34 protein-coding genes are annotated in these 26,611 nt (G+C 47.0%); all 34 read right to left on the reverse strand.

All coding sequences use genetic code 11. The annotated features are described in order from the left end of the window. Positions 1–22 precede the first annotated feature (22 nt). A complete protein-coding gene (rpsD, locus tag MJO46_RS11590; protein WP_198781927.1) occupies positions 23–643 on the reverse strand; it encodes a 30S ribosomal protein S4 in 621 nt (206 codons plus the stop codon). 32 nt (positions 644–675) lie between these two features. Beyond that, positions 676–1,068: a 30S ribosomal protein S11 gene (rpsK, locus tag MJO46_RS11595; RefSeq protein ID WP_006083577.1), complete on the reverse strand. Its 393-nt coding sequence runs from the start codon at positions 1,066–1,068 to the stop codon at positions 676–678. 15 nt (positions 1,069–1,083) lie between these two features. Next, a complete protein-coding gene (rpsM, locus tag MJO46_RS11600; protein WP_253989441.1) occupies positions 1,084–1,440 on the reverse strand; it encodes a 30S ribosomal protein S13 in 357 nt (118 codons plus the stop codon). A gap of 117 nt (positions 1,441–1,557) precedes the next feature. Next, the gene (rpmJ, locus tag MJO46_RS11605) at positions 1,558–1,671 is read right to left on the reverse strand and encodes a 50S ribosomal protein L36 (protein ID WP_006083579.1); all 114 of its coding nucleotides are present in this window, start codon (positions 1,669–1,671) and stop codon (positions 1,558–1,560) included. 21 nt (positions 1,672–1,692) lie between these two features. Continuing rightward, positions 1,693–3,033 (reverse strand): preprotein translocase subunit SecY, encoded by a 1,341-nt coding sequence (gene secY, locus MJO46_RS11610; protein ID WP_007644459.1) that lies wholly within the window; start codon positions 3,031–3,033, stop codon positions 1,693–1,695. Positions 3,034–3,040: 7 nt separating this feature from the next. Continuing rightward, positions 3,041–3,475 (reverse strand): 50S ribosomal protein L15, encoded by a 435-nt coding sequence (gene rplO / locus MJO46_RS11615; RefSeq protein WP_006083581.1) that lies wholly within the window; start codon positions 3,473–3,475, stop codon positions 3,041–3,043. A gap of 3 nt (positions 3,476–3,478) precedes the next feature. Continuing rightward, positions 3,479–3,661 carry a 50S ribosomal protein L30 gene (gene rpmD / locus MJO46_RS11620; protein ID WP_007644440.1) on the reverse strand — a complete coding sequence of 61 codons (183 nt, stop codon included), beginning with the start codon at positions 3,659–3,661 and terminating at the stop codon, positions 3,479–3,481. Positions 3,662–3,667: 6 nt separating this feature from the next. Further along, on the reverse strand, positions 3,668–4,171 hold the full coding sequence (rpsE, locus tag MJO46_RS11625) for a 30S ribosomal protein S5 (protein WP_007644438.1): 504 nt from the start codon (positions 4,169–4,171) through the stop codon (positions 3,668–3,670). 12 nt (positions 4,172–4,183) lie between these two features. Next, positions 4,184–4,534: a 50S ribosomal protein L18 gene (rplR, locus tag MJO46_RS11630; RefSeq protein WP_007644436.1), complete on the reverse strand. Its 351-nt coding sequence runs from the start codon at positions 4,532–4,534 to the stop codon at positions 4,184–4,186. A gap of 10 nt (positions 4,535–4,544) precedes the next feature. Continuing rightward, positions 4,545–5,078: a 50S ribosomal protein L6 gene (gene rplF, locus MJO46_RS11635; protein ID WP_011787578.1), complete on the reverse strand. Its 534-nt coding sequence runs from the start codon at positions 5,076–5,078 to the stop codon at positions 4,545–4,547. A gap of 10 nt (positions 5,079–5,088) precedes the next feature. Continuing rightward, positions 5,089–5,481, reverse strand: a complete 393-nt coding sequence (rpsH, locus tag MJO46_RS11640) for a 30S ribosomal protein S8 (RefSeq protein ID WP_007644434.1) — start codon at positions 5,479–5,481, stop codon at positions 5,089–5,091. A gap of 24 nt (positions 5,482–5,505) precedes the next feature. After that, entirely contained in the window at positions 5,506–5,811 is a 306-nt protein-coding gene (rpsN, locus tag MJO46_RS11645; protein ID WP_253989442.1) for a 30S ribosomal protein S14, read from the reverse strand. A 10-nt stretch (positions 5,812–5,821) separates the two neighbouring features. After that, positions 5,822–6,361 carry a 50S ribosomal protein L5 gene (gene rplE, locus MJO46_RS11650; protein WP_011787576.1) on the reverse strand — a complete coding sequence of 180 codons (540 nt, stop codon included), beginning with the start codon at positions 6,359–6,361 and terminating at the stop codon, positions 5,822–5,824. Positions 6,362–6,373: 12 nt separating this feature from the next. After that, on the reverse strand, positions 6,374–6,688 hold the full coding sequence (rplX, locus tag MJO46_RS11655) for a 50S ribosomal protein L24 (RefSeq protein ID WP_007644431.1): 315 nt from the start codon (positions 6,686–6,688) through the stop codon (positions 6,374–6,376). An 11-nt stretch (positions 6,689–6,699) separates the two neighbouring features. After that, positions 6,700–7,068, reverse strand: a complete 369-nt coding sequence (gene rplN / locus MJO46_RS11660; protein WP_006083590.1) for a 50S ribosomal protein L14 — start codon at positions 7,066–7,068, stop codon at positions 6,700–6,702. Positions 7,069–7,246: 178 nt separating this feature from the next. After that, entirely contained in the window at positions 7,247–7,495 is a 249-nt protein-coding gene (rpsQ, locus tag MJO46_RS11665) for a 30S ribosomal protein S17 (protein ID WP_198781925.1), read from the reverse strand. Further along, positions 7,495–7,686: a 50S ribosomal protein L29 gene (rpmC, locus tag MJO46_RS11670; protein ID WP_007644429.1), complete on the reverse strand. Its 192-nt coding sequence runs from the start codon at positions 7,684–7,686 to the stop codon at positions 7,495–7,497. The genes rpsQ and rpmC overlap by 1 nt, the downstream gene beginning before the upstream one ends. After that, on the reverse strand, positions 7,686–8,096 hold the full coding sequence (gene rplP, locus MJO46_RS11675) for a 50S ribosomal protein L16 (protein WP_006083593.1): 411 nt from the start codon (positions 8,094–8,096) through the stop codon (positions 7,686–7,688). The genes rpmC and rplP overlap by 1 nt, the downstream gene beginning before the upstream one ends. An 11-nt stretch (positions 8,097–8,107) precedes the next feature. Continuing rightward, positions 8,108–8,800, reverse strand: coding sequence for a 30S ribosomal protein S3 (gene rpsC / locus MJO46_RS11680; RefSeq protein ID WP_007644428.1), 693 nt, complete (start codon positions 8,798–8,800; stop codon positions 8,108–8,110). 9 nt (positions 8,801–8,809) lie between these two features. Then, the gene (rplV, locus tag MJO46_RS11685) at positions 8,810–9,142 is read right to left on the reverse strand and encodes a 50S ribosomal protein L22 (RefSeq protein WP_006083595.1); all 333 of its coding nucleotides are present in this window, start codon (positions 9,140–9,142) and stop codon (positions 8,810–8,812) included. A 15-nt stretch (positions 9,143–9,157) separates the two neighbouring features. Beyond that, positions 9,158–9,436: a 30S ribosomal protein S19 gene (rpsS, locus tag MJO46_RS11690; RefSeq protein ID WP_006083596.1), complete on the reverse strand. Its 279-nt coding sequence runs from the start codon at positions 9,434–9,436 to the stop codon at positions 9,158–9,160. Positions 9,437–9,450: 14 nt separating this feature from the next. Further along, the gene (gene rplB, locus MJO46_RS11695; protein ID WP_007644390.1) at positions 9,451–10,275 is read right to left on the reverse strand and encodes a 50S ribosomal protein L2; all 825 of its coding nucleotides are present in this window, start codon (positions 10,273–10,275) and stop codon (positions 9,451–9,453) included. A 16-nt stretch (positions 10,276–10,291) separates the two neighbouring features. Continuing rightward, a complete protein-coding gene (gene rplW / locus MJO46_RS11700; RefSeq protein ID WP_025008843.1) occupies positions 10,292–10,594 on the reverse strand; it encodes a 50S ribosomal protein L23 in 303 nt (100 codons plus the stop codon). After that, complete coding sequence (gene rplD, locus MJO46_RS11705; protein WP_007644364.1) at positions 10,594–11,199, reverse strand: 50S ribosomal protein L4; 606 nt, start codon at positions 11,197–11,199, stop codon at positions 10,594–10,596. The genes rplW and rplD overlap by 1 nt, the downstream gene beginning before the upstream one ends. Positions 11,200–11,216: 17 nt before the next feature. Next, on the reverse strand, positions 11,217–11,855 hold the full coding sequence (gene rplC / locus MJO46_RS11710) for a 50S ribosomal protein L3 (protein ID WP_007644356.1): 639 nt from the start codon (positions 11,853–11,855) through the stop codon (positions 11,217–11,219). A 27-nt stretch (positions 11,856–11,882) separates the two neighbouring features. Then, positions 11,883–12,194: a 30S ribosomal protein S10 gene (gene rpsJ / locus MJO46_RS11715; protein ID WP_011070616.1), complete on the reverse strand. Its 312-nt coding sequence runs from the start codon at positions 12,192–12,194 to the stop codon at positions 11,883–11,885. Positions 12,195–12,535: 341 nt separating this feature from the next. Then, positions 12,536–13,720 (reverse strand): elongation factor Tu, encoded by a 1,185-nt coding sequence (gene tuf / locus MJO46_RS11720; protein ID WP_253989443.1) that lies wholly within the window; start codon positions 13,718–13,720, stop codon positions 12,536–12,538. A 71-nt stretch (positions 13,721–13,791) separates the two neighbouring features. Then, complete coding sequence (fusA, locus tag MJO46_RS11725; protein ID WP_253989444.1) at positions 13,792–15,888, reverse strand: elongation factor G; 2,097 nt, start codon at positions 15,886–15,888, stop codon at positions 13,792–13,794. Positions 15,889–15,966: 78 nt separating this feature from the next. Further along, on the reverse strand, positions 15,967–16,437 hold the full coding sequence (rpsG, locus tag MJO46_RS11730; RefSeq protein ID WP_007644345.1) for a 30S ribosomal protein S7: 471 nt from the start codon (positions 16,435–16,437) through the stop codon (positions 15,967–15,969). 80 nt (positions 16,438–16,517) lie between these two features. Next, positions 16,518–16,892 carry a 30S ribosomal protein S12 gene (gene rpsL / locus MJO46_RS11735; protein ID WP_037457737.1) on the reverse strand — a complete coding sequence of 125 codons (375 nt, stop codon included), beginning with the start codon at positions 16,890–16,892 and terminating at the stop codon, positions 16,518–16,520. 179 nt (positions 16,893–17,071) lie between these two features. Continuing rightward, positions 17,072–21,289: a DNA-directed RNA polymerase subunit beta' gene (gene rpoC / locus MJO46_RS11740; RefSeq protein ID WP_253989445.1), complete on the reverse strand. Its 4,218-nt coding sequence runs from the start codon at positions 21,287–21,289 to the stop codon at positions 17,072–17,074. 82 nt (positions 21,290–21,371) lie between these two features. Next, positions 21,372–25,403, reverse strand: coding sequence for a DNA-directed RNA polymerase subunit beta (gene rpoB / locus MJO46_RS11745; protein WP_253989446.1), 4,032 nt, complete (start codon positions 25,401–25,403; stop codon positions 21,372–21,374). A gap of 242 nt (positions 25,404–25,645) precedes the next feature. Then, a complete protein-coding gene (gene rplL / locus MJO46_RS11750) occupies positions 25,646–26,014 on the reverse strand; it encodes a 50S ribosomal protein L7/L12 (protein WP_198781921.1) in 369 nt (122 codons plus the stop codon). 54 nt (positions 26,015–26,068) lie between these two features. Continuing rightward, positions 26,069–26,569, reverse strand: coding sequence for a 50S ribosomal protein L10 (gene rplJ, locus MJO46_RS11755; RefSeq protein WP_011070609.1), 501 nt, complete (start codon positions 26,567–26,569; stop codon positions 26,069–26,071). Between the last annotated feature and the right edge of the window lie 42 nt (positions 26,570–26,611).

Raw genomic sequence — 26,611 nt, forward strand, 5'->3', positions numbered from 1 at the left:
TGTCCTCTCTTGTTTGTTAGCCTTACTTAGAGTAAAGCTCGACGATCAGCTGTTCGTTAATTTCCGCAGACAAATCGCTACGTTCTGGAACGCGCTTGAAAGCACCTTCCATTTTCGCGCTGTCGACTTCAACCCATGTAGGCTTCTCGCGTTGAGCTGCCACTTCTAAAGCCGCTTTGATACGAGCTTGAGTGCGTGACTTCTCGCGGATGCTCACAACATCATTCGCAGACACTTTGAATGACGGAATGTTAACAACACGACCGTTAACCATAATTGATTTATGGCTTACTAGCTGACGTGATTCTGCACGAGTCGCACCGAAGCCCATACGATAAACAACGTTATCTAAACGGGTTTCTAAAAGTTGCAACAGGTTTTCACCGGTGTTGCCTTTCAGACGTGCAGCATCTTTGTAGTAGTTACGGAATTGTTTTTCTAACACACCGTAAATACGACGAACTTTTTGTTTTTCGCGTAACTGTAAACCGTACTCTGACAGACGTGGCTTACGAGCGCCATGCTGTCCAGGTGCAGATTCCAGTTTACACTTTGAATCGATTGCTCTCACACCGCTTTTTAAGAAAAGGTCTGTACCTTCTCGGCGGCTGAGCTTGAGCTTGGGACCCAAGTATCTTGCCATGATCTTTCTCCAACTATCCTAATGAAACGGCGTTATACACGACGCTTTTTAGGAGGACGACAACCATTATGAGGGATCGGCGTCACATCGGTAATGTTGGTAATTTTATAACCAACAGCGTTCAGCGCACGAATGGCTGACTCACGACCTGGACCTGGACCCTTCACAAACACTTCAAGGTTTTTTAAACCGTAGTCTTGAGCAGCAGCACCTGCACGCTCAGCAGCCACCTGTGCAGCAAATGGAGTAGATTTACGTGAACCACGGAAACCTGAACCACCTGAAGTAGCCCATGACAACGCATTACCTTGACGATCTGTAATGGTGACAATAGTGTTGTTGAAAGAAGCATGGATATGAGCCATGCCATCTGCAACCTGTTTACGTACGCGCTTACGCGGAGAACGTGACGGAACTTTAGCCATTGCTTTACCTTCCCGTTACTTTCTAATTGGTTTACGTGGACCTTTACGCGTACGCGCATTGGTCTTAGTACGTTGCCCACGAAGAGGCAGGCTACGACGATGGCGGAGACCACGATAACAACCAAGATCCATAAGACGCTTGATGTTCATTGAAATCTCACGACGTAAGTCACCTTCTACAACGTATTTGGCGACTTCTTCGCGTAGTGTATCTATTTGAGCTTCGCTCAATTCCTTGATCTTAGCAGTTTCAGCGATTGCTGTAGCCGCGCAGATTGCTCTAGCGCGAGTACGGCCGATGCCGAAAATTGCAGTCAATGCGATGACTGTATGCTTTTGATCAGGAATGTTAATGCCAGCGATACGGGCCACTATGCACTCCTTAAGTTAAAGGCCAACTGCGAAAAGCCCGAAAGGATACTCGACAGCTGACAGATTTGCAAACAATATTTTGTTCAGCCCAAGATTGGGCTGAACAAATTTTCTTAATTAGCCTTGACGCTGTTTGTGTTTTGGTTCAACACAGATAACGCGTACAACGCCACTACGCTTGACGATCTTGCAGTTACGGCAGATCTTCTTCACGGAAGCTCGAACTTTCATTTCATCACTCCGTAAAGCTAATTAGCGACCAAAGCGATCTAAATTCGCTTTGTTTACTAGGTTAGCTTTCTTCATCACAGACTCATACTGATGAGACATCATATGGGTCTGAACCTGAGCCATGAAGTCCATGATCACAACTACCATAATAAGTAGTGAAGTACCGCCAAAATAGAACTGTACTTTCCATGCGATTAACATGAACTCCGGAATTAAACAGATAAAGGTAATGTATAACGCGCCTGCTAATGTCAAACGGGTCATTACTTTATCAATGTAACGCGAAGTCTGTTCTCCAGGACGGATCCCAGGGATGAATGCACCACTCTTCTTCAGGTTATCAGCTGTCTCACGTGGATTAAACACCAACGCAGTATAGAAGAAACAGAAGAAAATAATTGCTGTTGCATATAATAATGAGTAAAGCGGTTGTCCTGGTGACACAGCCAGTGAAAAATCACTTAACCATGACATGGACTCATTTTGACCAAACCACTGAGCCAGTGTGCCTGGGAACAAAATGATGCTTGACGCAAAAATTGGCGGAATAACACCTGCCATGTTTATTTTCAGCGGTAGATGGGTACTTTGCGCAGCGAACACCTTACGGCCTTGCTGACGCTTAGCATAGTTAACGACGATACGACGTTGACCACGTTCTACAAACACTACAAAATAAGTCACTGCAAACACAATTACCGCGAGCAACAACAATACTAACACATTCAAGTCACCTTGACGCGCCTGCTCAGCCGTTTGGCCGATAGCGGAAGGTAATCCAGCAACAATACCTGCGAAAATCAAAATCGAGATACCATTACCTATACCACGTTCGGTAATCTGCTCACCTAGCCACATCAGGAACATAGTTCCAGTAACTAAGCTGACAACCGCAACAAAATAGAATCCAAAACCAATGTTGACCACAAGGCCAGGCACTAAATTTGGTAACCCAGTTGCTATACCGACCGACTGGAATGTACCCAGCACTAAGGTGCCCCATCGAGTATATTGACTGATTTTCTTACGTCCTGATTCGCCTTCCTTTTTCAGTTCAGCGAGTGCAGGATGCACCACAGTCAATAACTGCATAATGATCGATGCCGAAATATACGGCATGATACCCAATGCAAAGATAGAAGCACGCTCAAGGGCACCACCCGAGAACATGTTAAACATGCCAAGGATGGTTCCACTTTGCTGAGCAAACAGCTCTGCTAATACAGCTGCGTCAATACCAGGAATTGGCACAAACGAACCGGCCCTAAAGACGATAATCGCACCAATCACGAACAGGAGGCGAGCTTTCAACTCAGAAAGTCCACCTTTCGCGCTTTTTAAATCAAGTCCTGGTTTTGCCATCGACGTATTATTCCTCGATCTTACCGCCGGCAGCTTCAATAGCTGCACGTGCACCTTTGGTTACCTTCAGACCTTTAACAGTCACAGGGCGCTCAATGGTACCTGAAAGAACAATTTTCGCAAACTGGATGTTGCGAGTAATAACGTTCGCATCTTTCAGAGCGTTTAAGTCGATAACATCACCGTTAACTTTAGCTAGTTCGAGTACACGAACTTCAGCTGTTACCATAGCGCGACGCGAGGTAAAACCAAATTTAGGTAAACGGATCTTAAGTGGCATTTGACCACCCTCGAAGCCAGGGCGTACACCGCCACCAGAACGAGATTTTTGGCCTTTATGACCACGACCCGCTGTTTTACCTAAGCCTGAACCCATACCACGGCCTACGCGCTTTGGTGCATGCTTAGAGCCTGCAGCTGGAGATAGAGTATTTAAACGCATCTATTAATCCTCCACCTTAACCATGTAGTAGACCTTGTTGATCATACCGCGAACAGAAGGAGTATCTTCTAATTCAACAGTGTGACCAATGCGACGCAGACCAAGACCTGTTAAGGTTGCACGGTGTTTTGGTAAACGACCGATAGCACTTTTAGTCTGAGTAACTTTTACAGTTTTAGTTGCCATGGTGCATTACCCCCGAATTTCGTCAACATTCAGGCCACGCTTAGCTGCGATTTGCGAAGGTGACTTCATGTGCACCAATGCATCGACAGTCGCGCGAACGATGTTGATCGGGTTAGTAGAACCGTATGCTTTTGACAGAACGTTATGAACGCCTGCTACTTCCAATACGGCACGCATTGCGCCACCGGCGATAATACCGGTACCCTGTGATGCTGGTTGCATGTATACACGTGAACCAGTATGACGACCTTTAACTGGGTGGTGCAGAGTACCTGCATTCAACTCCACGGTCACCATGTTACGACGGGCTTTTTCCATAGCTTTTTGAATTGCTGCTGGAACTTCGCGCGCTTTACCATAGCCATAGCCGACCTTACCATTACCGTCACCCACTACTGTTAGTGCTGTGAAGCTAAAGATACGACCGCCCTTAACTACTTTAGAAACACGATTAACTGCAATCAATTTCTCTTGCAGATCGTCTTTTTGCTGAGCTTCTAATTTAGCCATTTTTATAACCCCTTAGAACTGGAGGCCAGCTTCACGAGCAGCATCTGCTAGAGCAGCTACACGACCGTGATACTTGAAACCAGAACGATCGAACGCAACAGAAGTTACGCCTTTTTCGATCGCGCGCTCAGCAACAAACTTACCTACTGCTTTAGCCGCGTCTACGTTACCGGTACTCTTCAGTTGCTCTTTAACCGCTTTTTCCACGGTTGAAGCAGCTGCCACCACCTGAGCTTCAGGATTGATCACCTGAGCATAAATGTGACGCGGTGTACGATGTACAACCAGACGGTTCACGCCCAGCTCTTGGATCTTCTTACGAGCGCGAATAGCGCGACGTAAGCGAGATGTTTTCTTATCCATATCGCGTTACCTACTTCTTCTTAGCCTCTTTACGGCGTACTTCTTCGTCGTCATAGCGAACACCCTTGCCTTTGTATGGCTCTGGTGGACGATATCCGCGAATCTCAGCAGCGACTTGGCCAATTAACTGTTTATCAACGCCACGGAGGACGATGTCAGTTTGGCTAGGGCACTCTGCAGTAACGCCTGCGGGCAGTTTGTGTACTAACGGATGAGAGAAACCTAAAGTCAGGTCAATATCAGCACCGACGAGTTTCGCACGGTAACCAACGCCAACTAACTTTAACTTACGCTCAAAACCTTGAGATACACCAACAACCATGTTGTTTACTAATGCACGAGTTGTACCAGCCTGTGCCCAAGCGTTAACTACGCCTTCAACAGGGAGGAACTTAACTACGCCATCTTCAATTACAACATTGACCGCATTGTTGATCACTCGAGTCAGACTACCTTTCGCGCCTTTGACGGTCAGGGTCTGTTCGTTTAAGGTCACCTCTACGCCAGCTGGAATAGATACTGGTGCTTTTGCTACACGAGACATTCCTAGCTCCTTATGCTACGTAGCAGATAACCTCGCCACCCATGCCTGCAAGGCGGGCGGCACGATCAGTCATCAAGCCTTTAGAAGTGGACACAATTGCGACACCCAGTCCGCCCATCACCTTTGGAAGTTCGTTTTTACCTTTGTAAATACGAAGACCAGGACGACTTACGCGCTGGATAGTCTCAACGACTGGTTGGCCTTGGAAATACTTTAAAGTAATTTCCAGTTCAGGCTTGGCTTCATCTGCTACGGCGTAATCAGCGATGTAACCTTCTTCTTTAAGCAGTTTCGCAATAGCGACTTTCAACTTAGCAGAAGGCATCTTCACAGATACTTTGTTAGCAGCTTGGCCGTTACGAATACGGGTTAACATATCCGCAATAGGATCTTGCATGCTCATATTAGCTTACTCCGTGACAAGTGCTTACCAGCTAGCCTTACGTAGGCCAGGAACTTCACCACGCATGGTTGCTTCACGTAACTTGATACGGCTTAAGCCGAACTTACGTAGGAAACCATGTGGGCGACCAGTTTGATTACAACGATTGCGTTGACGCGCAGCGCTGGAATCACGTGGTAAAGCTTGCAACTTTAATACTGCATCCCAACGGTCTTCGTCAGAAGAAGTTGGACTGACAATAATAGCTTTAAGAGCGGCGCGCTTTTCAGCGAACTTAGCTACGAGCTGTGCACGTTTAACTTCACGTGCTTTCATTGATGTTTTTGCCATTACGCTACCCTTATTTCTTGAATGGGAAGTTAAAAGCGTCTAACAAAGCACGACCTTCTTCGTCAGTCTTCGCAGAGGTAGTGATAACAATATCCATACCGCGAATTTTATCGATTTTATCGTAATCGATCTCTGGGAAAATGATCTGCTCACGCACGCCCATTGCGTAGTTACCACGGCCGTCAAACGCTTTAGCGCTTAAGCCACGGAAGTCACGAATACGTGGGATTGCGATATCGACTAAACGCTCTAAGAATTCCCACATACGCTCACCGCGCAGGGTCACTTTACAGCCAATAGGGTAGCCTTCACGGATTTTAAAACCAGCAACTGATTTACGAGCAACAGTTACTACTGGTTTTTGACCAGCGATCGCAGTCATATCACGGAGCGCATGCTCCATAACTTTTTTGTCTGCAACTGCTTCGCCAACACCCATGTTCAGGGTGATTTTCTCAATCCGAGGGACTTGCATGACACTGGTATAACCGAACTTTTTAGCAAGTTCAGCGACAACAGTCTCTTGGTATTTATCATGCAGTTTCGCCATCGTTTACTCCAATTACTTAACGAGTTCACTGGTCGATTTGAAGAAGCGAACTTTTTTGCCATCTTCAAAGCGGAAACCAACGCGATCAGCTTTGCCAGTGGCAGAGTTGAAAATCGCTACATTTGATGCTTGTATCGGTGCTTCTTTCTCAACAATACCGCCAGCTACGCCCAATTGTGGGTTTGGCTTTTGGTGTTTCTTGACAAGATTGATGCCTTCAACAATTAATTTACCAGTAGGTAGGACTTGAGAAACTTTAGCACGTTTACCCTTGTCTTTACCTGCCAATACAATCACTTCGTCTTCACGACGGATTTTAGCTGCCATTTTGAAGCTCCTTACAGTACTTCTGGTGCCAGCGAGACAATTTTCATGAATTGCTCATTACGCAATTCACGTGTCACTGGTCCAAAGATACGAGTGCCAATCGGCTGCAGGTTGTTGTTCAAAAGAACCGCTGCATTCCGATCGAAGCGAATGACAGAACCGTCTGGACGACGTACGCCTTTCTTAGTACGGACTACCACCGCGTTATACACATCACCTTTCTTCGCTTTAGCGCGAGGAATCGCTTCTTTTACAGAAACTTTGATAATGTCGCCGATACCGGCATAACGACGATGAGAGCCACCCAAGACCTTAATACACTGAACTCTGCGTGCGCCGCTGTTACATGCGACGTCAAGAGTCGATTGCATTTGGATCATTTTAAGTGCTCCGCTATCGTTACTACACAATTCCCACTATGGGACTATAAACGCCAATTTTTGCTATTAATTTAGTCAAAAATGGCGCGCAAATATAACACCATAAAAGTGGAAAGTATAGTATTAAAAAACAAACGGCCCCAAATACTGGAGCCGTTTACCTAAATACCTAATTATCTTAGGCCTTTGATACTACTTCAACCAGGGTCCAAGATTTAGTCTTAGACAAAGGGCGGCATTCGCGAATTGCGACTACGTCACCTTCATTGCACTGATTAGTTTCGTCATGTGCATGGATCTTAGTCGTACGCTTAATGTATTTCCCATAGATTGGGTGTTTCACTTGGCGTTCGATAGCTACAGTAATGGTTTTATCCATTTTGTTGCTAGTCACACGACCCTGCAAAGTACGGATTTTATCAGACATTATGCACCCGCCTTAGAAGTAATAATGGTCTTAACGCGCGCAATATTACGGCGCACTAATTTCAGTTGATGAGTCTGAGTCAACTGACCAGTGGCGTGTTGCATACGCAGGTTGAACTGCTCACGCAGCAGACCAAGTAGTTCAGCGTTCAGTTCTTCAACGCTCTTTTCTCTTAGTTCGCTCGCTTTCATTACATCACCGTCTTAGTTACGAAGGTAGTCTTAATTGGAAGCTTGGCAGCAGCTAAGGCAAACGCTTCACGAGCGATCACTTCAGAAACACCATTCATCTCATAAAGAACCTTACCAGGTTGAATCTGACATACCCAGTATTCAACGTTACCTTTACCTTTACCCATACGCACTTCAAGAGGCTTAGAGGTAATCGGCTTGTCCGGGAAAACTCGAATCCAAATTTGTCCCTGACGCTTAATGTGACGTGTCATGGCACGACGTGCAGATTCGATCTGACGTGCAGTTAAACGGCCACGGCCGACTGCTTTCAGACCAAAAGTACCAAAGCTAACTTCGGTACCGTTCGCTAGACCGCGGTTGCGGCCCTTGAACATCTTGCGAAACTTCATACGTTTAGGTTGCAGCATTGCCGGCTCTCCTATTTACCACGAGGCTTGCGCTTAGGTTGCTGCTGCTTCGGCTCTTCAATCTGTGGCAGCATTCCATCCAGAACTTCACCTTTGAAGATCCAAACTTTAACGCCAATCACACCGTATTGAGTGTGACTTTCAGATGTAGAATAGTCGATATCAGCACGCAAAGTATGTAAAGGTACACGACCTTCACGATACCACTCAGAGCGCGCAATCTCAGCACCGCCTAGACGGCCACTAACTTCAACTTTGATACCTTGAGCACCAATACGCATTGCGTTTTGTACCGCGCGCTTCATAGCACGACGGAACATCACACGACGCTCTAATTGCTGTGCAATAGAGTCAGCAACTAATTTGGCATCTAGCTCAGGTTTACGGATCTCAGCGATGTTAATTTGAGCAGGAGTGCCAGCAAGTTTAGAAACTGCAGCACGCAATACTTCAACGTCTTCACCTTTCTTACCAATCACAACGCCTGGACGGGCAGTGTGAATCGTAACGCGGATGCTTTTCGCTGGACGTTCGATAACAATCTTAGATACTGACGCAGCTTGTAGCTTCTCTACAAGAAACTTACGCACTTCCCAGTCGCTGTTCAGATTATTCGCATAATCTGACTTATCTGCGTACCAGGTAGAGATCCAAGGCTTGGTGATACCCAGACGGATACCATTAGGATGTACTTTCTGTCCCATTGCTCTCTCCTAGCGATCTGATACAACCACAGTAATGTGGCTGGTACGCTTCATGATACGATCAGCGCGGCCTTTAGCACGTGGCATGATACGCTTCATAGTTGGACCCTCGTCAACAAAGACGGCTCCTACTTTTAGCTCATCAATATCCGCACCTTCGTTGTGTTCGGCGTTTGCGATAGCTGAGTCAAGTACTTTTTTAACCAGTACGGCGGCTTTCTTCGGGCTGAAAGTCAAAATTTCGAGTGCCTTAGCAACAGGCAAACCACGAATTTGATCGGCAACCAGACGGGCCTTCTGCGCAGACGTACGGGCAAAACGATGTTTAGCTAAAACTTCCATCTTATTCCTCCCGTATTAACGCTTCTTCGCTTTCTTATCAGCAGCATGGCCGCGATAAGTGCGAGTTGGTGAGAATTCACCAAGTTTGTGGCCGATCATTTCGTCAGTTACGAACACAGGAACGTGCTGACGACCATTATGGACAGCGATGGTCAAACCAATCATATTTGGAATGATCATAGAGCGACGTGACCAAGTCTTAATAGGCTTTTTGTCACCGGCTTCCATCGCTTTCTCTACCTTCTTCAGCAAGTGCAGGTCAATGAAGGGACCTTTCTTGAGAGAACGTGGCATGGCGAATCCTCTTACTATTTATTACGACGACGTACGATGTACTTGTCAGTGCGCTTGTTACTACGAGTCTTATAACCCTTAGTTGGCACACCCCATGGAGTCACTGGGTGACGACCACCAGAAGTACGGCCTTCACCACCACCGTGTGGATGGTCTACTGGGTTCATTGCAACACCGCGAACTGTTGGGCGAATGCCTCTCCAGCGCTTAGCACCTGCTTTACCTAACTGGCGTAGCATATGTTCGGCATTACCAACTTCACCAAATGTTGCGCGGCAATCAACTGGCACTTTACGCATTTCGCCAGAGCGAAGACGTAGAGTGGCATATGCGCCATCACGAGCAACAACTTGTACATAAGCACCCGCTGAACGCGCGATTTGAGCACCTTTACCAGGCTTCATTTCTACAGCGTGCACAACAGAACCTACAGGAATGTTGCGCAGTGGCATTGCGTTACCGGTTTTGATTTCGGCTTCAACACCAGACTGGATTTTGTCGCCAGCTTGCATGCCTTTAGCAGCAAGAATATAACGACGCTCACCATCCGCATACAGTACTAGAGCGATGTGCGCAGTACGGTTTGGATCGTATTCCAGACGCTCAATCTTTGCAGGGATACCATCTTTATCGCGTTTGAAGTCGATTAAACGGTAATGCTGCTTGTGACCACCACCTACGTGACGGACAGTGATACGGCCAGTATTGTTACGGCCACCACTTTTAGATTTTTTCGCCAACAGGCCAGCAAAGGGTTTACCCTTATGCAGGTCAGTGTTCACCACTTTAACAACGTGGCGACGACCTGGAGAGGTTGGCTTACACTTAATAACTGCCATGATAATTCTCCTTTGCTTACTCAGCGCCGCCGACGAAATCGATGTCAGCACCAGCAGCTAGAGTCACATAGGCTTTTTTCCAATCGCTACGACGACCAGTACGGCCACCAGTGCGTTTAGTTTTGCCTTTGCTCACTAAAGTGCGAACTGAATCAACTTCAACTTCAAATAGCTTAGCAACAGCAGCTTTAATTTCAGCTTTAGTTGCATCGATAGCTACGCGGAAAACAACAGTGTTGTGCTTCTCAGCGTTCACAGTGCTCTTTTCAGAGATGTGTGGAGCGAGAATAACTTTTAGCAAACGTTCTTCGCGGATCATCATGCTAGCATCTCCTCGATTTGCTTCACTGCGTCAGCAGTCACAAGCACAGTGTTGAACGCGATCAGACTAACTGGGTCTAGACCCGCTACGTCACGAACGTCAACCTTGTACAGGTTACGAGCTGCTAAGAATAAGTTCTCATCAACTTCTGCAGTTACAATCAGAACATCTTCTAAGTTCATTGCTTTTAACTTTGCTTTCAGCTCTTTAGTTTTAGGAGCTTCAACGCCGAAAGATTCAACAACAACCAGACGCTCTTGACGTACCAATTCAGACAGAATGCTTTTCAGCGCGCCGCGGTACATCTTTTTGTTAACTTTTTGGCTATGATCTTGGGTTTTAGCAGCGAATGTTACGCCACCGCCACGCCAGATTGGGCCCTTGACACTACCAGCGCGAGCGCGGCCAGTGCCTTTTTGGCGCCATGGCTTTTTGCCAGAGCCAGTTACTTCCGCACGAGTCTTTTGGCCACGAGTGCCTTGACGCGCGTTTGCAGCGTACGCTACAACTACCTGATGAACCAGTGCCTCGTTAAAGTCACGGCCGAAGGTAGTTTCGGAAACTTCAAGAGCGCTTTGTGCGTCTTTCAATACCAATTCCATTACTATCTCCTCAGACCTTAAGCTTTAACTGCAGGCTTGATGATCAGGTCGCCATTAGTTGCGCCCGGAACAGCACCTTTAACCAGTAGCAGGTTACGCTCAACATCTACACGAACAACTTCTAGATTTTGAGTAGTAACACGCTCGGCACCCATGTGGCCTGACATTTTTTTGCCTTTAAATACGCGACCAGGCGTTTGGTTCTGACCAATAGAACCGTTCGAACGGTGCGACAAAGAGTTACCGTGAGTCATATCTTGAGTACGGAAGTTCCAACGCTTAACGCCGCCTTGGAAACCTTTACCTTTTGATTGACCAGTAACATCAACTTTCGCTACATCAGCGAAAATATCAACATTTAGCTCAGCACCAACTTCAATGCCCTCGCCTTCACCGTCTGCCAGACGCACTTCCCACAAACCACGACCGGCTTCAACACCGCTCTTGGCAAAGTGACCTGCTTCTGGTTTAGTGATGCGATTGGCTTTTTTGGTACCAGTAGTAACTTGAAGCGCGCGGTAGCCGTCAGTTTCTAAAGTTTTCACTTGAGTAACACGGTTGCCAGCAACTTCAATTACTGTAACAGGTATTGAAACACCATCTTCAGTGAAGATGCGAGTCATACCAACTTTACGACCAATAAGACCGATAGCCATCTCTCAAACCTCTTCTAAGGATCTCAATTAACCCAAGCTAATCTGTACGTCGACACCAGCCGCAAGATCTAAACGCATTAACGCGTCTACAGTCTTTTCAGTTGGCTCTACGATGTCAACCAGGCGCTTGTGAGTACGTAATTCGTACTGGTCACGAGCATCTTTATTAACGTGCGGAGAGATCAAAACGGTATAACGCTCTTTGCGCGTAGGTAGTGGAATAGGACCACGTACCTGGGCGCCAGTACGCTTAGCAGTTTCAACGATTTCCGCTGTAGACTGATCAATTAAACGATGATCAAATCCTTTCAAGCGGATACGGATTCTTTGGTTCTGCATTGACCAGAGCTCCTAAAATGGACACATAAAAAATCACCCTCTAGCTTCTTCCTTATTGGAAAAGCAGAGCGAGATGATTTAACCGTTCGACTCCCAATCGGAGCCGCTATGATAATGATTAACTTAATTGACTAATCATTTATATTCGTCGACCTAGGTCAACGAGGGGGCCATTATACCCATCTAAATTTAGATATCAAGCCCACTGTGTAAATAGTCATCAAAAAGACTATTCAACTTCAGAGTGGCGAGCATTTTACACAAAATTTAAAATAACGCTAGCCCCAAAATAAAAAAGGAAGCCTATGCTTCCTTTTTTAGCATCGTCTCTAAGCTCGCGATTAAGCGAAAATCTTAGCTACAACACCAGCGCCTACTGTACGGCCACCTTCACGGATTGCGAAGCGTAAACCTTCGTCCATCGCGATTGGGCAGATCAGAGTCACTTTCATCTTGATGTTGTCGCCTGGCATTACCATCTCTACGCCTTCTGGCAGTTCGATAGTACCGGTTACGTCAGTTGTACGGAAGTAGAACTGTGGACGGTAACCTTTGAAGAATGGAGTGTGACGTCCACCTTCTTCTTTTGACAGTACGTATACTTCTGATTCAAAAGTAGTGTGTGGGTTGATTGAACCTGGCTTCGCTAATACTTGACCACGTTCTACGTCATCACGCTTAGTACCACGTAACAAAATACCACAGTTCTCACCTGCACGACCTTCGTCAAGCAGTTTACGGAACATTTCTACACCAGTACAAGTTGTCTTAGTCGTTGCACGTACACCAACGATTTCAACTTCGTCGCCTACGCGCACAATACCACGCTCAACACGACCAGTAACTACTGTACCACGGCCAGAGATTGAGAATACGTCTTCGATTGGCAGTAGGAACGGCTTATCGATGTCACGTTGTGGTTCTGGAATGTAAGAATCCAGAGCAGCTGCTAATTCAAGGATCTTCGCTTCCCACTCTGGCTCGCCTTCTAGCGCTTTCAGAGCTGAACCTTGGATTACTGGTAAGTCATCACCTGGGAAATCGTATTCTGATAACAGTTCACGAACTTCCATCTCAACTAGCTCTAACAACTCTTCGTCATCTACCATGTCACATTTGTTCATGAATACGATGATGAAAGGTACACCAACCTGACGAGAAAGCAGGATGTGCTCACGAGTCTGTGGCATTGGGCCGTCTGTAGACGCTACTACTAGGATCGCGCCGTCCATCTGTGCAGCACCAGTGATCATGTTTTTAACATAGTCAGCGTGGCCTGGGCAGTCTACGTGTGCGTAGTGACGTGAAGGCGTGTCATATTCGATGTGAGAGGTATTGATGGTAATACCGCGCTCACGCTCTTCTGGAGCGTTATCGATTTGAGAGAAGTCTTTAGCTTCGCCACCGTAGGTCTTAGCCAGTACGTGAGAGATAGCTGCAGTCAGAGTGGTTTTACCATGGTCAACGTGACCAATGGTGCCCACGTTTACGTGAGGCTTAATACGTTCAAATTTAGCTTTTGCCACGATATATTCCTTTCTTTTCAGAATAGTCCAGTCAAAGCTGGACCATATAACATTTATGTCGTAACTGGAAATTAGCTACGAGATTCAATAATCGCTTTCGCAATGTTTTGCGGTGCATCAGAGTACTTCAAGAACTCCATAGAGTACGAAGCACGCCCCTGAGTTGCAGAGCGCAAATCAGTTGCATAACCAAACATTTCAGAAAGAGGCACTACAGCATGGACTATTTTGATGCCACCAAAGCCATCATCCATACCTTCAATCAAACCACGACGACGGTTTAAATCACCAACCACGTCACCCATGTAGTTCTCTGGGGTAGTGACTTCTACTTTCATGCAAGGCTCGAGCAACACAGGTTTCGCCTCAAGCGCACCCTTTTTGAAGCCCATAGAACCCGCAATTTTGAACGCCATTTCATTCGAGTCCACATCATGATATGAACCATCGAACAGAGTGACCTTCACGTCCAACACAGGGAAGCCAGCGAGTACGCCGTTCTTCATCTGTTCTTGGATACCTTTATCAACCGCAGGAATGAATTCACGAGGAACCACACCCCCAACAATCGCATTGATAAATTCGTAACCAGCGCCTTCTTCATTAGGCTCTAGTTTTAACCAAACATGGCCGAATTGTCCACGACCACCTGATTGGCGTACAAATTTACCTTCCGCTTCAACTGAACCACGAATGGTTTCACGGTAGGCCACTTGAGGCTTACCTACGTTACATTCAACACCAAATTCACGACGCATACGGTCGACGATGATATCTAAGTGTAACTCACCCATTCCTGAAATCAGAGTTTGTGATGATTCTTCGTCAGTTTCAACCCGGAATGAAGGATCTTCCGCTGCAAGCTTTTGCAGCGCGATACCCATCTTATCCTGGTCAGCTTTAGACTTAGGCTCAACGGCAATGGTAATTACTGGCTCAGGGAACTCCATACGTTCCAAGATCACTTTATGATCGTTATCACAAAGCGTATCACCCGTAGTGACTTCTTTTAAGCCAATAGCCGCGGCAATATCACCAGCACGGACTTCTTTTAGCTCAGTTCGATCGTTGGCGTGCATTTGCACGATACGACCGATACGTTCACGTTTCTGTTTAACAGAGTTGTAAACGCCTGAACCCGATTCGAGTACGCCTGAGTACACACGGATAAAGGTTAGAGTGCCTACGAATGGATCTGTAGCAATCTTAAATGCCAATGCAGCAAAAGGCGCATTGTCATCTGATGGGCGTTCTACTTCTTGCTCATTTTCGTCGATGCCCTTAATTGGAGGCACATCAACGGGAGCTGGCAAGAATTCCACTACCGCATCGAGTACCGCTTGAACGCCCTTGTTCTTAAATGCAGAACCACAGGTCGCTAAAACGATTTCATTATTTATAGTACGTTGACGCAGCGCTTTTTTGATCTCATCTTCTGATAGTGTACCTTCTTCAAGGTATTTATCCATCAGCTCGTCCGAGGCCTCGGCGGCAGCTTCGATCAGATACTCATGCATTTCAGCAGCTTTAGCCGCTAAATGCGCTGGGATCTCTTCATAAGTAAAAGTCATTCCCTGGTCTGCTTCATTCCAGTTAATGGCTTTCATCTTGATTAAATCGATCACGCCGGTGAAGTTTTCTTCTGCACCGATATTTAATTGGATCGGTACACAAGTCGCTCCAAGGCGAGTTCTGATTTGCTTCACTACACGTTCAAAGTCCGCACCCGCGCGGTCCATTTTGTTAACAAATACGAGGCGTGGAACGCGGTATTTGTCAGCTTGACGCCATACGGTTTCCGATTGGGGTTCAACACCTGAAGAACCACAGAAAACCACAACGGCGCCGTCAAGGACGCGCAAAGAACGCTCAACTTCAATAGTGAAGTCAACGTGACCAGGGGTATCGATGATATTGATGCGGTGTTCAGTGAATTGAGCATCCATACCACGCCAGAAGGTTGTTACAGCGGCAGAGGTAATTGTGATACCACGCTCTTGCTCTTGAACCATCCAGTCAGTGGTCGCGGCGCCGTCATGCACCTCACCGATTTTATGAGACAAACCGGTATAGAACAGAACACGTTCTGTTGTGGTGGTTTTACCTGCATCCACATGAGCACAAATACCGATATTACGATAACGCTCAATTGGGGTTATACGAGCCACGATTATACCCTCTCCACCAAGACAGTTGTCTTGGCAATATCAACAACAATGGTGTGGGCCTAAGCCCACACCATCAGATTACCAACGGTAATGAGCAAAGGCCTTGTTAGCTTCAGCCATGCGGTGCACGTCTTCACGCTTCTTAACAGCAGTACCTTTGTTTTCAGACGCATCTAGCATTTCACCTGCTAGACGTAAAGCCATAGATTTTTCACCACGCTTACGAGCAGCTTCAACTAACCAGCGCATCGCCAGTGCGTTACGACGCACAGGACGAACTTCACATGGTACCTGGTACGTAGAACCACCAACGCGACGAGATTTAACTTCGACTGATGGGCGAACATTGTCCAGGGCTGCTTCAAGGATAACTAAATGGTTTTCGCTTTTCTTTTCAGCGATAACGTCTAGTGCCTTGTAAATAATTTTTTCTGCAGTCGACTTTTTGCCGTCTTGCATAATGACGTTGATGAACTTAGCCAGCAACTCACTGTGAAACTTTGGATCTGGTAGGATTTTACGTTGTCCTACAACGCGACGTCTTGGCATAACAATTCTCCGTATGCTTCAGGGATTTCCAAAACTGGAATTCTCAAAATAAACTAGCTTGGCCTTACTTAACGGATAAGTTAAGACTTAGGACGCTTTGCACCGTACTTAGAACGACTTTGGCGACGTGAGCTCACGCCAGCACAGTCTAGTGCGCCACGGACAGTGTGATAGCGAACACCTGGTAAGTCTTTAACACGACCACCACGGATTAAGATCACGCTGTGTTCCTGCAGGTTGTGGCCTTCACCGCCGATGTACGAAGTAACTTCGAAACCGTTAGTTAGACGCACACGAGCTACTTTACGTAGTGCAGAGTTAGGTTTTTTAGGGGTAGTAGTGTACACACGTGTACAAACACCACGCTTCTGTGGGCACGCATTCAACGCAGGCACGTTAGTCTTGTCGACTTTTGGCGCGCGTGGCTTACGTACCAACTGGTTTACAGTTGCCATGTATAGCTCCGAGTCAGTTGAATCAAACTCAACGATAAGGTGTGAAAAATCTATATCCCACAATGGTGGGACGCGGAATTTTAGAAAGGTAATGCCGGACTGTCAAGAAATAGCCAACTTTTGCGGCATTTTACAAGAAAAAAGGCGCCAAAGGCGCCTTTTTGTTACAAACTGATTACTTAATCTTGGCTGCCAGCCAAGTTTAACAGATCAGCGAGGTTCTGTTCCGCTTCACTTGCAGTGATCTTATTCACTACAACTGGCTCGTCTTTCTTAGCACGGGCATCATTACGGGTCTTGTGATATGCGTAACCAGTACCGGCTGGGATCAGACGGCCTACGATAACGTTTTCTTTCAGACCACGCAGTTGATCGCTCTTACCACCTACGGCGGCTTCAGTCAGTACGCGCGTTGTTTCTTGGAACGAAGCTGCAGAGATAAAGGACTCAGTTGCCAGAGACGCTTTAGTGATACCCAACAGTTCACGTTCGAAGGTCGCAGGTACTTTGCCCTGTGCAATCAGTTCGCGGTTAGCGATCTTAACGCGTGACACTTCAACTTGCTCACCTTCTAAGAACTCAGTGTCGCCAGCAGAAGTGATTAAGCACTTACGCAGCATTTGACGGATGATCACTTCGATATGCTTATCGTTGATCTTCACGCCTTGTAGACGGTAAACGTCCTGCACTTCGTTCACAATATAGTTGGCTACGTTGTGGATGCCACGTAGACGCAGGATGTCATGCGCCGCTTCTGGACCGTCAGCAATAACTTCACCACGTTCGACTTTTTCACCTTCGAACACGTTTAAGTTACGCCATTTCGGGATCATCTCTTCGTATTGATCGCCACCGTCGGCAGGTGTAATCACCAGACGACGCTTGCCTTTAGTCTCTTTACCAAATGAGATGGTACCGGAGATTTCAGCCAGAATAGCAGGCTCTTTTGGTTTACGCGCTTCGAACAAGTCAGCAACGCGTGGCAGACCACCGGTGATGTCGCGTGTTTTAGACGATTCCTGCGGAATACGTGCTAAGGCGTCACCCACGTTGATTTGCGCGTTGTCGTCAAGGTTAACGATCGCACTACCGGGTAAGAAGTACTGTGCTGGAACTTCTGTACCTGGGATCATCAAGTCAGCCCCATTAGCGCCAAGCAGACGGATCATTGGGCGCATTTCTTTACCCGCAGTACCACGCTGACCAACGTCAAGGATCACGATTGATGACAAACCTGTCAGCTCGTCTGTTTGACGTGTCATAGTGACACCATCAATCATATCAACGAACTTGATGCTACCCGCCACTTCAGAAATGATTGGGTGAGTATGTGGGTCCCAGTTAGCGATGATATCGCCCGCTTCAACCGCCGCATCTTCCAGTTTCTCAAGTACAGTACCGTATGGCACTTTGTAACGCTCTTTCTCACGACCTAACTCATCGATGATGGCCAGCTCAGATGAACGAGAAACGATAACCAGTTTGCCGTCGCTGTTGGTAACATGCTTAGCATTGTGCAGTTTCAATGAACCCGAGTTTTTCACTTGGACGTTGTTTTCTGCAGAAGCTCTTGATGCCGCACCACCGATGTGGAACGTACGCATCGTTAACTGTGTACCAGGTTCACCGATGGATTGTGCTGCCACAACACCAATCGCTTCACCGTGGTTGATGATATGGCCACGGGCCAAGTCACGACCGTAACAGGCAGCACACACACCGAAATCGGTATCACAGGTAATCACTGAACGTACAATCACTTCATCGATTGAATGCTCTTCTAACTTGTCACACCATGCTTCATCGAGCAGCGTGTTACGTGGTGCTAATACGTCTTCAGTGCCTGGATAGAACACGTCAACGGCAACCACACGACCCAATACGCGTTCACGTAATGGCTCAACCACGTCACCACCTTCGATCAGCGGCTTCATCGTCAGACCTTCGTGGGTACCACAATCGTCTTCGATGACCACTAAATCTTGAGCAACGTCAACCAGACGACGAGTCAGGTAACCCGAGTTCGCTGTCTTCAATGCGGTATCGGCAAGACCCTTACGCGCACCGTGGGTTGAGATGAAGTACTGAAGAACGTTCAGACCTTCACGGAAGTTAGCCACAATTGGGGTCTCGATGATTGAGCCGTCAGGCTTAGCCATCAGACCACGCATACCCGCCAACTGACGGATCTGTGCGGCACTACCACGAGCGCCTGAGTCAGCCATCATATAGATGCTGTTAAACGAGGCTTGTTTCTCTTCAACGCCATCACGGTTAATCACTGTCTCAGTTGACAGGTTTTCCATCATAGCTTTAGAAACTTTTTCGTTGGCACTTGCCCAGATATCGATAACTTTGTTGTAACGCTCACCCGCTGTTACGAGACCTGATTGGAACTGCTCTTGAATTTCAAGAACTTCCGCTTCAGCGTCGGCAACTAAGGTGTACTTCTCAGCTGGGATCACCATGTCGTCAATACCGACAGATGCACCAGAGATAGTAGCGAAACGGAAACCGGTATACATCAATTGGTCAGCGAAGATAACGGTATCTTTCAGACCCAGTTGACGGTAACAAGTGTTCAATAGTTTAGAGATCTGCTTCTTGCCCATGTTCTGGTTAACCAGATCAAATGACAAACCTGCTGGCAGAATTTGTGACAGCAGAGCACGACCTACAGTCGTATTCACGATACGACGTTGTTCGCTGCGCTCACCATTGTCACCAATAATGGTTTCAGTGATACGCACTTTCACGCGGGCATGCAGTTCAGCAGCGCCAGTTGCGTAAGCTTTTTCAACTTCAGCAACAGACATAAATGCCATACCTTCACCACGGCCGTTGATACGCTCACGGCTGGTGTAGTACAGACCTAATACCACGTCTTGAGACGGAGTGATTACAGGCTCGCCGTTGGCAGGTGACAGGATGTTGTTGGTAGACATCATCAGGGCACGGGCTTCAAGCTGCGCTTCCAGTGTTAACGGTACGTGTACCGCCATTTGGTCACCGTCGAAGTCAGCGTTGTATGCCGCACAAACGAGTGGGTGTAACTGGATTGCTTTACCTTCAATCAGTACGGGTTCGAACGCTTGGATACCTAATCTGTGCAATGTTGGTGCACGGTTAAGCATCACTGGATGTTCGCGGATCACTTCATCCAGAACGTCCCATACTTCCGCCACTTCGCGCTCTACCATCTTCTTAGCCGCTTTGATGGTTGTCGCTAAACCACGACCTTCCAGCTTGCCATAGATAAATGGTTTGAACAGTTCCAATGCCATCTTCTTAGGAAGACCACATTGGTGCAGACGTAAAGTAGGACCTACGGTAATTACCGAACGACCAGAATAGTCGACGCGCTTACCCAATAAGTTCTGACGGAAACGACCTTGCTTACCTTTGATCATATCGGCCAAAGATTTCAGAGGACGTTTGTTAGAACCGGTAATAGCACGGCCACGACGACCATTATCCAATAGCGCATCAACAGACTCTTGTAACATACGCTTTTCGTTGCGTACGATAATGTCCGGCGCAGCTAAATCTAACAGGCGCTTCAAACGGTTGTTACGGTTGATCACGCGGCGATACAGATCGTTCAGATCTGATGTCGCGAAGCGGCCGCCATCGAGCGGTACCAAAGGACGTAAGTCAGGTGGTAACACAGGCAGTACTTTTAAGATCATCCACTCAGGCTTGTTGCCTGAAGTGAAGAAGGCTTCCATCAGCTTAAGACGTTTAGTCACTTTCTTGCGACGGGTCTCAGAGTTGATTGAAGGCAATTCTTCACGCATTTGTTCGATTTCTTTCGCTAAATCGATAGCACGTAGCAGTTCAAGAACCGCTTCGGCACCCATTTTAGCTTCGAACTCATCACCGTATTCTTCCAATGCATCCAGATAGGTTTCTTCTGTTAGCATCTGGCCACGTTCGAGGCTGGTCATGCCAGGCTCGATCACAACGAATGATTCAAAATACAGTACGCGTTCGATATCACGCAGCGTCATATCCAGCATTAAACCGATACGAGACGGCAGTGATTTTAAGAACCAAATGTGCGCAACTGGGCTAGCCAGTTCGATGTGACCCATACGCTCACGACGTACTTTAGTCTGAGTGACTTCAACGCCACACTTTTCACAAATAACACCACGGTGCTTCAAACGTTTGTACTTACCGCACAAACATTCGTAATCTTTGACTGGGCCAAAGATACGCGCACAAAACAGACCTTCACGCTCAGGCTTGAAGGTACGGTAGTTAATGGTTTCTGGCTTCTTAACTTCACCAAAAGACCAAGAACGGATCAGATCAGGCGATGCCAGACCAATTTTGATGCCGTTAAATTCTTCAGTCTTGCTTTGCTGTTTCAGAAACTTTAATAAGTCTTTCACGTTTCTCTCCTGAAGGAGTTAAACCGGGTACTCCGCGACTGCGGAGTACCATTCTGTTGCCAAACGCGGCTACTGCCTACGCTTATTCCTGATCCAACTCGATATTAATACCGAGTGAACGGATCTCCTTCAGTAACACGTTGAAGGACTCTGGCATGCCAGGTTGCATCTGATGATTACCGTCGACGATGTTCTTATACATCTGAGTACGACCGTTAACGTCATCCGACTTAACGGTGAGCATTTCTTGAAGCGTATAAGCGGCACCATATGCTTCCAGTGCCCACACTTCCATCTCCCCGAAACGCTGACCACCGAACTGAGCTTTACCGCCCAGAGGCTGTTGAGTCACTAAGCTGTACGAGCCGGTAGAACGGGCGTGCATCTTGTCATCAACTAAGTGGTTCAGTTTGAGCATGTACATGTAACCTACTGTTACTTGACGCTCAAATTCGTTACCAGTACGACCATCATACAACTTCAGCTGACCAGAGGTTGGCAAGCCTGCAAGCTCAAGCATCTGCTTGATCTCTTTCTCTTTAGCACCGTCGAATGCAGGAGTCGCAATCGGGATACCACCCTTCAGGTTTTGGGCAAGACGCATCACTTCATCATCGGTGAATGAATCGATATCGACGCGCTGCTGCACTTCGTCACCTAATTCATACACTTGCTTGATGTAACCACGTACTTCAGCCAGCTCGCGCTGTTCTTCAAGCATCGCAGTGATCTTGTTACCAATACCTTTAGCCGCGGCGCCCATATGGACTTCAAGTACCTGACCAATGTTCATACGTGATGGAACGCCTAGCGGGTTCAATACGATGTCTACTGGGTTACCTTGCTCGTCATATGGCATATCTTCGATTGGGCAAATCTTAGAGATAACACCCTTGTTACCATGACGACCCGCCATCTTGTCACCAGGTTGGATAGTACGCTTAACCGCTAAGTAAACCTTAACGATCTTCAGTACGCCAGGCGCCAAGTCATCACCTTGGGTGATCTTGCGACGTTTGATTTCAAACTTCTTATCGAAGTCTGCTTTCAGCTCTTCATGCTGCTCAGCTAATTGCTCAAGTTCAGTTTGTTTTGCTTCATCGTCAATGACTTGAACCAATACATCCTTACGTGGCATCGCTGCGATTTGGGTTTCTGTGAAACCAGCACCTAACAATAGGTTGCGAGCACGGCTCAATACGCCTTCTTCAAGGATCTTGAACTCTTCGCCTAAGTCTTTACGAGCTTGGGCAATGTGCATTTCTTCGATTTCAATGGCGCGTTTGTCTTTCTCAACGCCGTCACGGGTAAATACCTGAACGTCGATAATGGTACCTTTAACAGAGTTAGGTACACGCAGTGAGCTGTCTTTCACATCAGACGCTTTCTCACCGAAGATGGCGCGCAGTAACTTCTCTTCTGGAGTCAGTTGTGTTTCGCCTTTTGGCGTCACTTTACCTACCAGAATGTCACCGCCCTTCACTTCTGCACCGATGTAAACGATACCTGACTCGTCGAGTTTCGACAGCGCAGATTCACCTACGTTTGGAATGTCAGCAGTGATTTCTTCGCTACCCAGTTTGGTATCACGAGCGATACAAGACAGCTCTTGAATGTGGATAGTGGTGAAACGGTCTTCCTGTGCAACACGCTCAGAGATTAAGATCGAGTCTTCGAAGTTGTAACCGTTCCAAGGCATGAACGCGATACGCATGTTCTGGCCAAGGGCTAAGTCACCTAAGTCAGTAGACGGACCGTCTGCTAACACGTCACCACGAACCACTGGCTCACCAACAGAACAGCATGGACGTTGGTTGATACACGTGTTTTGGTTAGAACGGGTGTACTTAGTCAGGTTGTAAATGTCGATACCGGCTTCGCCTGGGCGCAGCTCGTCTTCATTTACTTTAACGACGATACGGCTCGCATCAACGTAGTCGATCACACCGCCACGTTTAGCGGCGACTACTACGCCTGAATCCACAGCTAATGTGCGTTCAATACCTGTACCTACTAGCGGCTTTTCAGAGCGCAATGTTGGTACTGCTTGACGTTGCATGTTCGCACCCATCAATGCACGGTTGGCGTCGTCGTGTTCTAAGAACGGGATCAGAGACGCAGCAACAGAAATGATCTGTTGTGGCGATACGTCCATGTATTGAATGTCAGACGCGCGCATAAAGGTAGATTCACCTTTGTGACGACAGGCGATCTGCTCTTCAACCATGCGGCCTTCAGAGTCAACTTCGATGTTCGCCTGTGCAATCACATAACGACCTTCTTCAATCGCTGACAAGTATTCCACTTCGTCAGTGATCACACCGTCTACCACTTTGCGGTATGGGGTTTCTAAGAAGCCGTATGAGTTAGTACGGGCAAAGCTTGCTAATGAGTTGATTAGACCAATGTTTGGACCTTCAGGGGTCTCAATTGGACATAAACGACCATAGTGCGTTGGGTGTACGTCGCGGACTTCGAAGCCTGCACGTTCGCGGGTCAAACCACCTGGGCCAAGAGCAGAAATACGACGCTTATGCGTTACTTCTGACAGCGGGTTGTTTTGATCCATAAATTGTGACAGCTGAGAAGAACCGAAGAACTCTTTCACTGCAGCAGAAATTGGCTTAGCGTTGATTAAGTCTTGTGGCATCAGCTCGTTCAGATCGCCTAATGACAGACGTTCACGCACGGCGCGCTCAACACGGACCAGACCAACACGGAATTGGTTTTCAGCCATCTCACCCACAGAACGAATACGACGGTTACCTAAGTGGTCGATATCGTCCACTTCGTCGAAGCCGTTACGGATGTGAATGATGTTCTTCATTACTGCAACGATGTCTTCTTTAGACAGTACGCCACTACCTTCGTCATCAGGAATGCTGAGACGACGGTTGAACTTCATACGACCGACTTTCGACAGGTCATAACGTTCTTCGCTGAAGAATAAGTTTTGGAACAGGGCTTCTGCTGCATCTTTGGTTGGTGGCTCACCAGGACGCATCATGCGGTAGATCTCAACCAGCGCTTCTAAGCGGTTAGTGGTTGAATCGATACGCAGCGTATCTGAAATATAAGCACCGTGGTCTAGCTCGTTAATGTATAACGTGCTGATATCTTTAATGCCGGCCAGTGATAATTTCGCTAAGTCTTCTAAGCTGATTTCACTGTTAGCAGAAACTAATACTTCACCCGTGTCCGGATCGATGTAATCTTGAGCAGCATATTTGCCCACGATGTACTCAACTGGTACTTCGAGCTCAGTGGTATTGGTTTTTTCTAACTGGCGAATATGGCGCGCAGTAATACGGCGACCGGCTTCAACCAGTACAGAACCCTCGGCATCCTTGATGTCATAGCTGGCGGTTTCGCCACGTAGACGCTCAGGAACCAACGCCATCACTAGCGTATCTTTCTTGATCTTGAACTCAACGCGTTCGAAGAACAGGTCAAGGATCTCTTGAGTAGAGTACTCTAATGCACGCAGAATGATGGTCGCAGGTAATTTACGGCGACGGTCAATACGTACGAAAAGTGCATCTTTAGGATCGAATTCAAAGTCAAGCCATGAACCACGGTAAGGAATAATACGTGCGTTATACAGCACCTTACCTGATGAGTGGGTTTTACCACGGTCGTGATCGAAGAATACGCCTGGAGAACGATGTAATTGGGATACGATTACACGCTCAGTACCGTTGATAACAAAGGTACCGTTATCCGTCATCAATGGGATATCACCCATGTAGACTTCTTGCTCTTTAATATCTTTTACAGTGCCCGCCGCTGCTTCACGGTCATACAACACCATGCGTAATTTAACGCGTAGTGGTGCTGAGTACGTAACACCGCGGATCTGACACTCTTTCACATCAAAAACAGGCTCGCCAAGCTTATAGCTGACGTATTGCAGTTCTGAATTACCAGAAAAGCTCTTGATGGGAAAAACGCTACGGAAGGCGGCTTCAAGACCGCGCTCACCGGTAGGATCTTGATCGGTGAACTTCTTAAAAGAGTCTAACTGAATAGACAAAAGGTAAGGAATATCCAACACCTGTGGACGCTTACCAAAGTCTTTGCGAATACGCTTCTTTTCAGAATAGGAGTAAACCATGGGTTTCCTCTGCTTACGAGATGTGACCAAGACTGAATCAATAACCTGAGTTATTACATTCAGCACGTTTGCCCATCACCGTTGATGGCAAGAACCTAACCAGTAATCTCTGCTAGGGACTGCAAAATCTGGCGACAAACGGTGAAAAAAAATCGCCGGCGCATATAGCGCAAAAAAGGCCGACGGTTAAAAAACCGCCAGCCTCCACCCAAGTGGCTTGGGTGAGCAAGCTAAATAATAGCTTACTTGATTTCTACTGAAGCACCAGCTTCAACTAGTTCTTTCTTCAGAGCTTCAGCTTCTTCTTTAGAAACAGCTTCTTTAACTGCTACTGGAGCAGCTTCAGACATAGCTTTAGCTTCTTTCAGGCCTAAACCAGTTGCGCCACGGATGGCTTTAATTACTGCAACTTTGTTGTCGCCGTGTGCAGTCAGAATTACGTTGAATTCTGTTTGCTCTTCAACAGCAGCAGCAGCTTCGCCACCACCAGAAACAACAGCAGCAGCGGCAGAAACGCCGAACTTCTCTTCCATTGCTTCGATCAGTTCAACAACTTCCATTACAGACATAGCTGCAAAGGCTTCTAAAATTTGGTCTTTAGTGATAGACATAACAAATGTTTCCTATTGTTCTGAATTCAATTCTATTAAGCAGCCAGCTTGAAATTAAGCGGCTTCTTGTTTTTGATCGCGCAGGGCGGCCAGTGTACGAACGAACTTGCCAGCAGATGCTTCTTTCATAGTCATCATTAACTGTGCTAGTGCTTCTTCGTATGTTGGCAGTTTCGCCAAACGATCAATGTCAGCTGCAGGGATGAAATTCCCTTCAAAGGCTGCGCCTTTAACTTCGAAGTTAGCTTGCTCTTTAGCAAAGTCTTTTAACAGACGAGCTGCAGCACCTGGGTGCTCGTTAGAGAAAGCAATCAAAGTTGGGCCAGTGAACGTTTCTGCTAGGCACTCAAATGCAGTACCTTCAACAGCACGACGAGCCAGAGTGTTACGTACTACACGTACATAAACACCAGCTTCGCGAGCTTTTTTACGCAGACCGGTCATAGCACCTACAGTTACACCGCGAGAATCAGCGGCAACTGCAGATAGCGCACCTTTGGCAGCTTCGTTGACTTCAGCAACAATCGCTTTTTTGTCTTCGAGTCTTAATGCCATTGGCTTTACTCCTGGATTCTACCTAGGGTATTCCCTAGTATT

Source organism: Shewanella sp. KJ2020 (genome assembly GCF_024197625.1).
GTDB lineage: Bacteria > Pseudomonadota > Gammaproteobacteria > Enterobacterales > Shewanellaceae > Shewanella.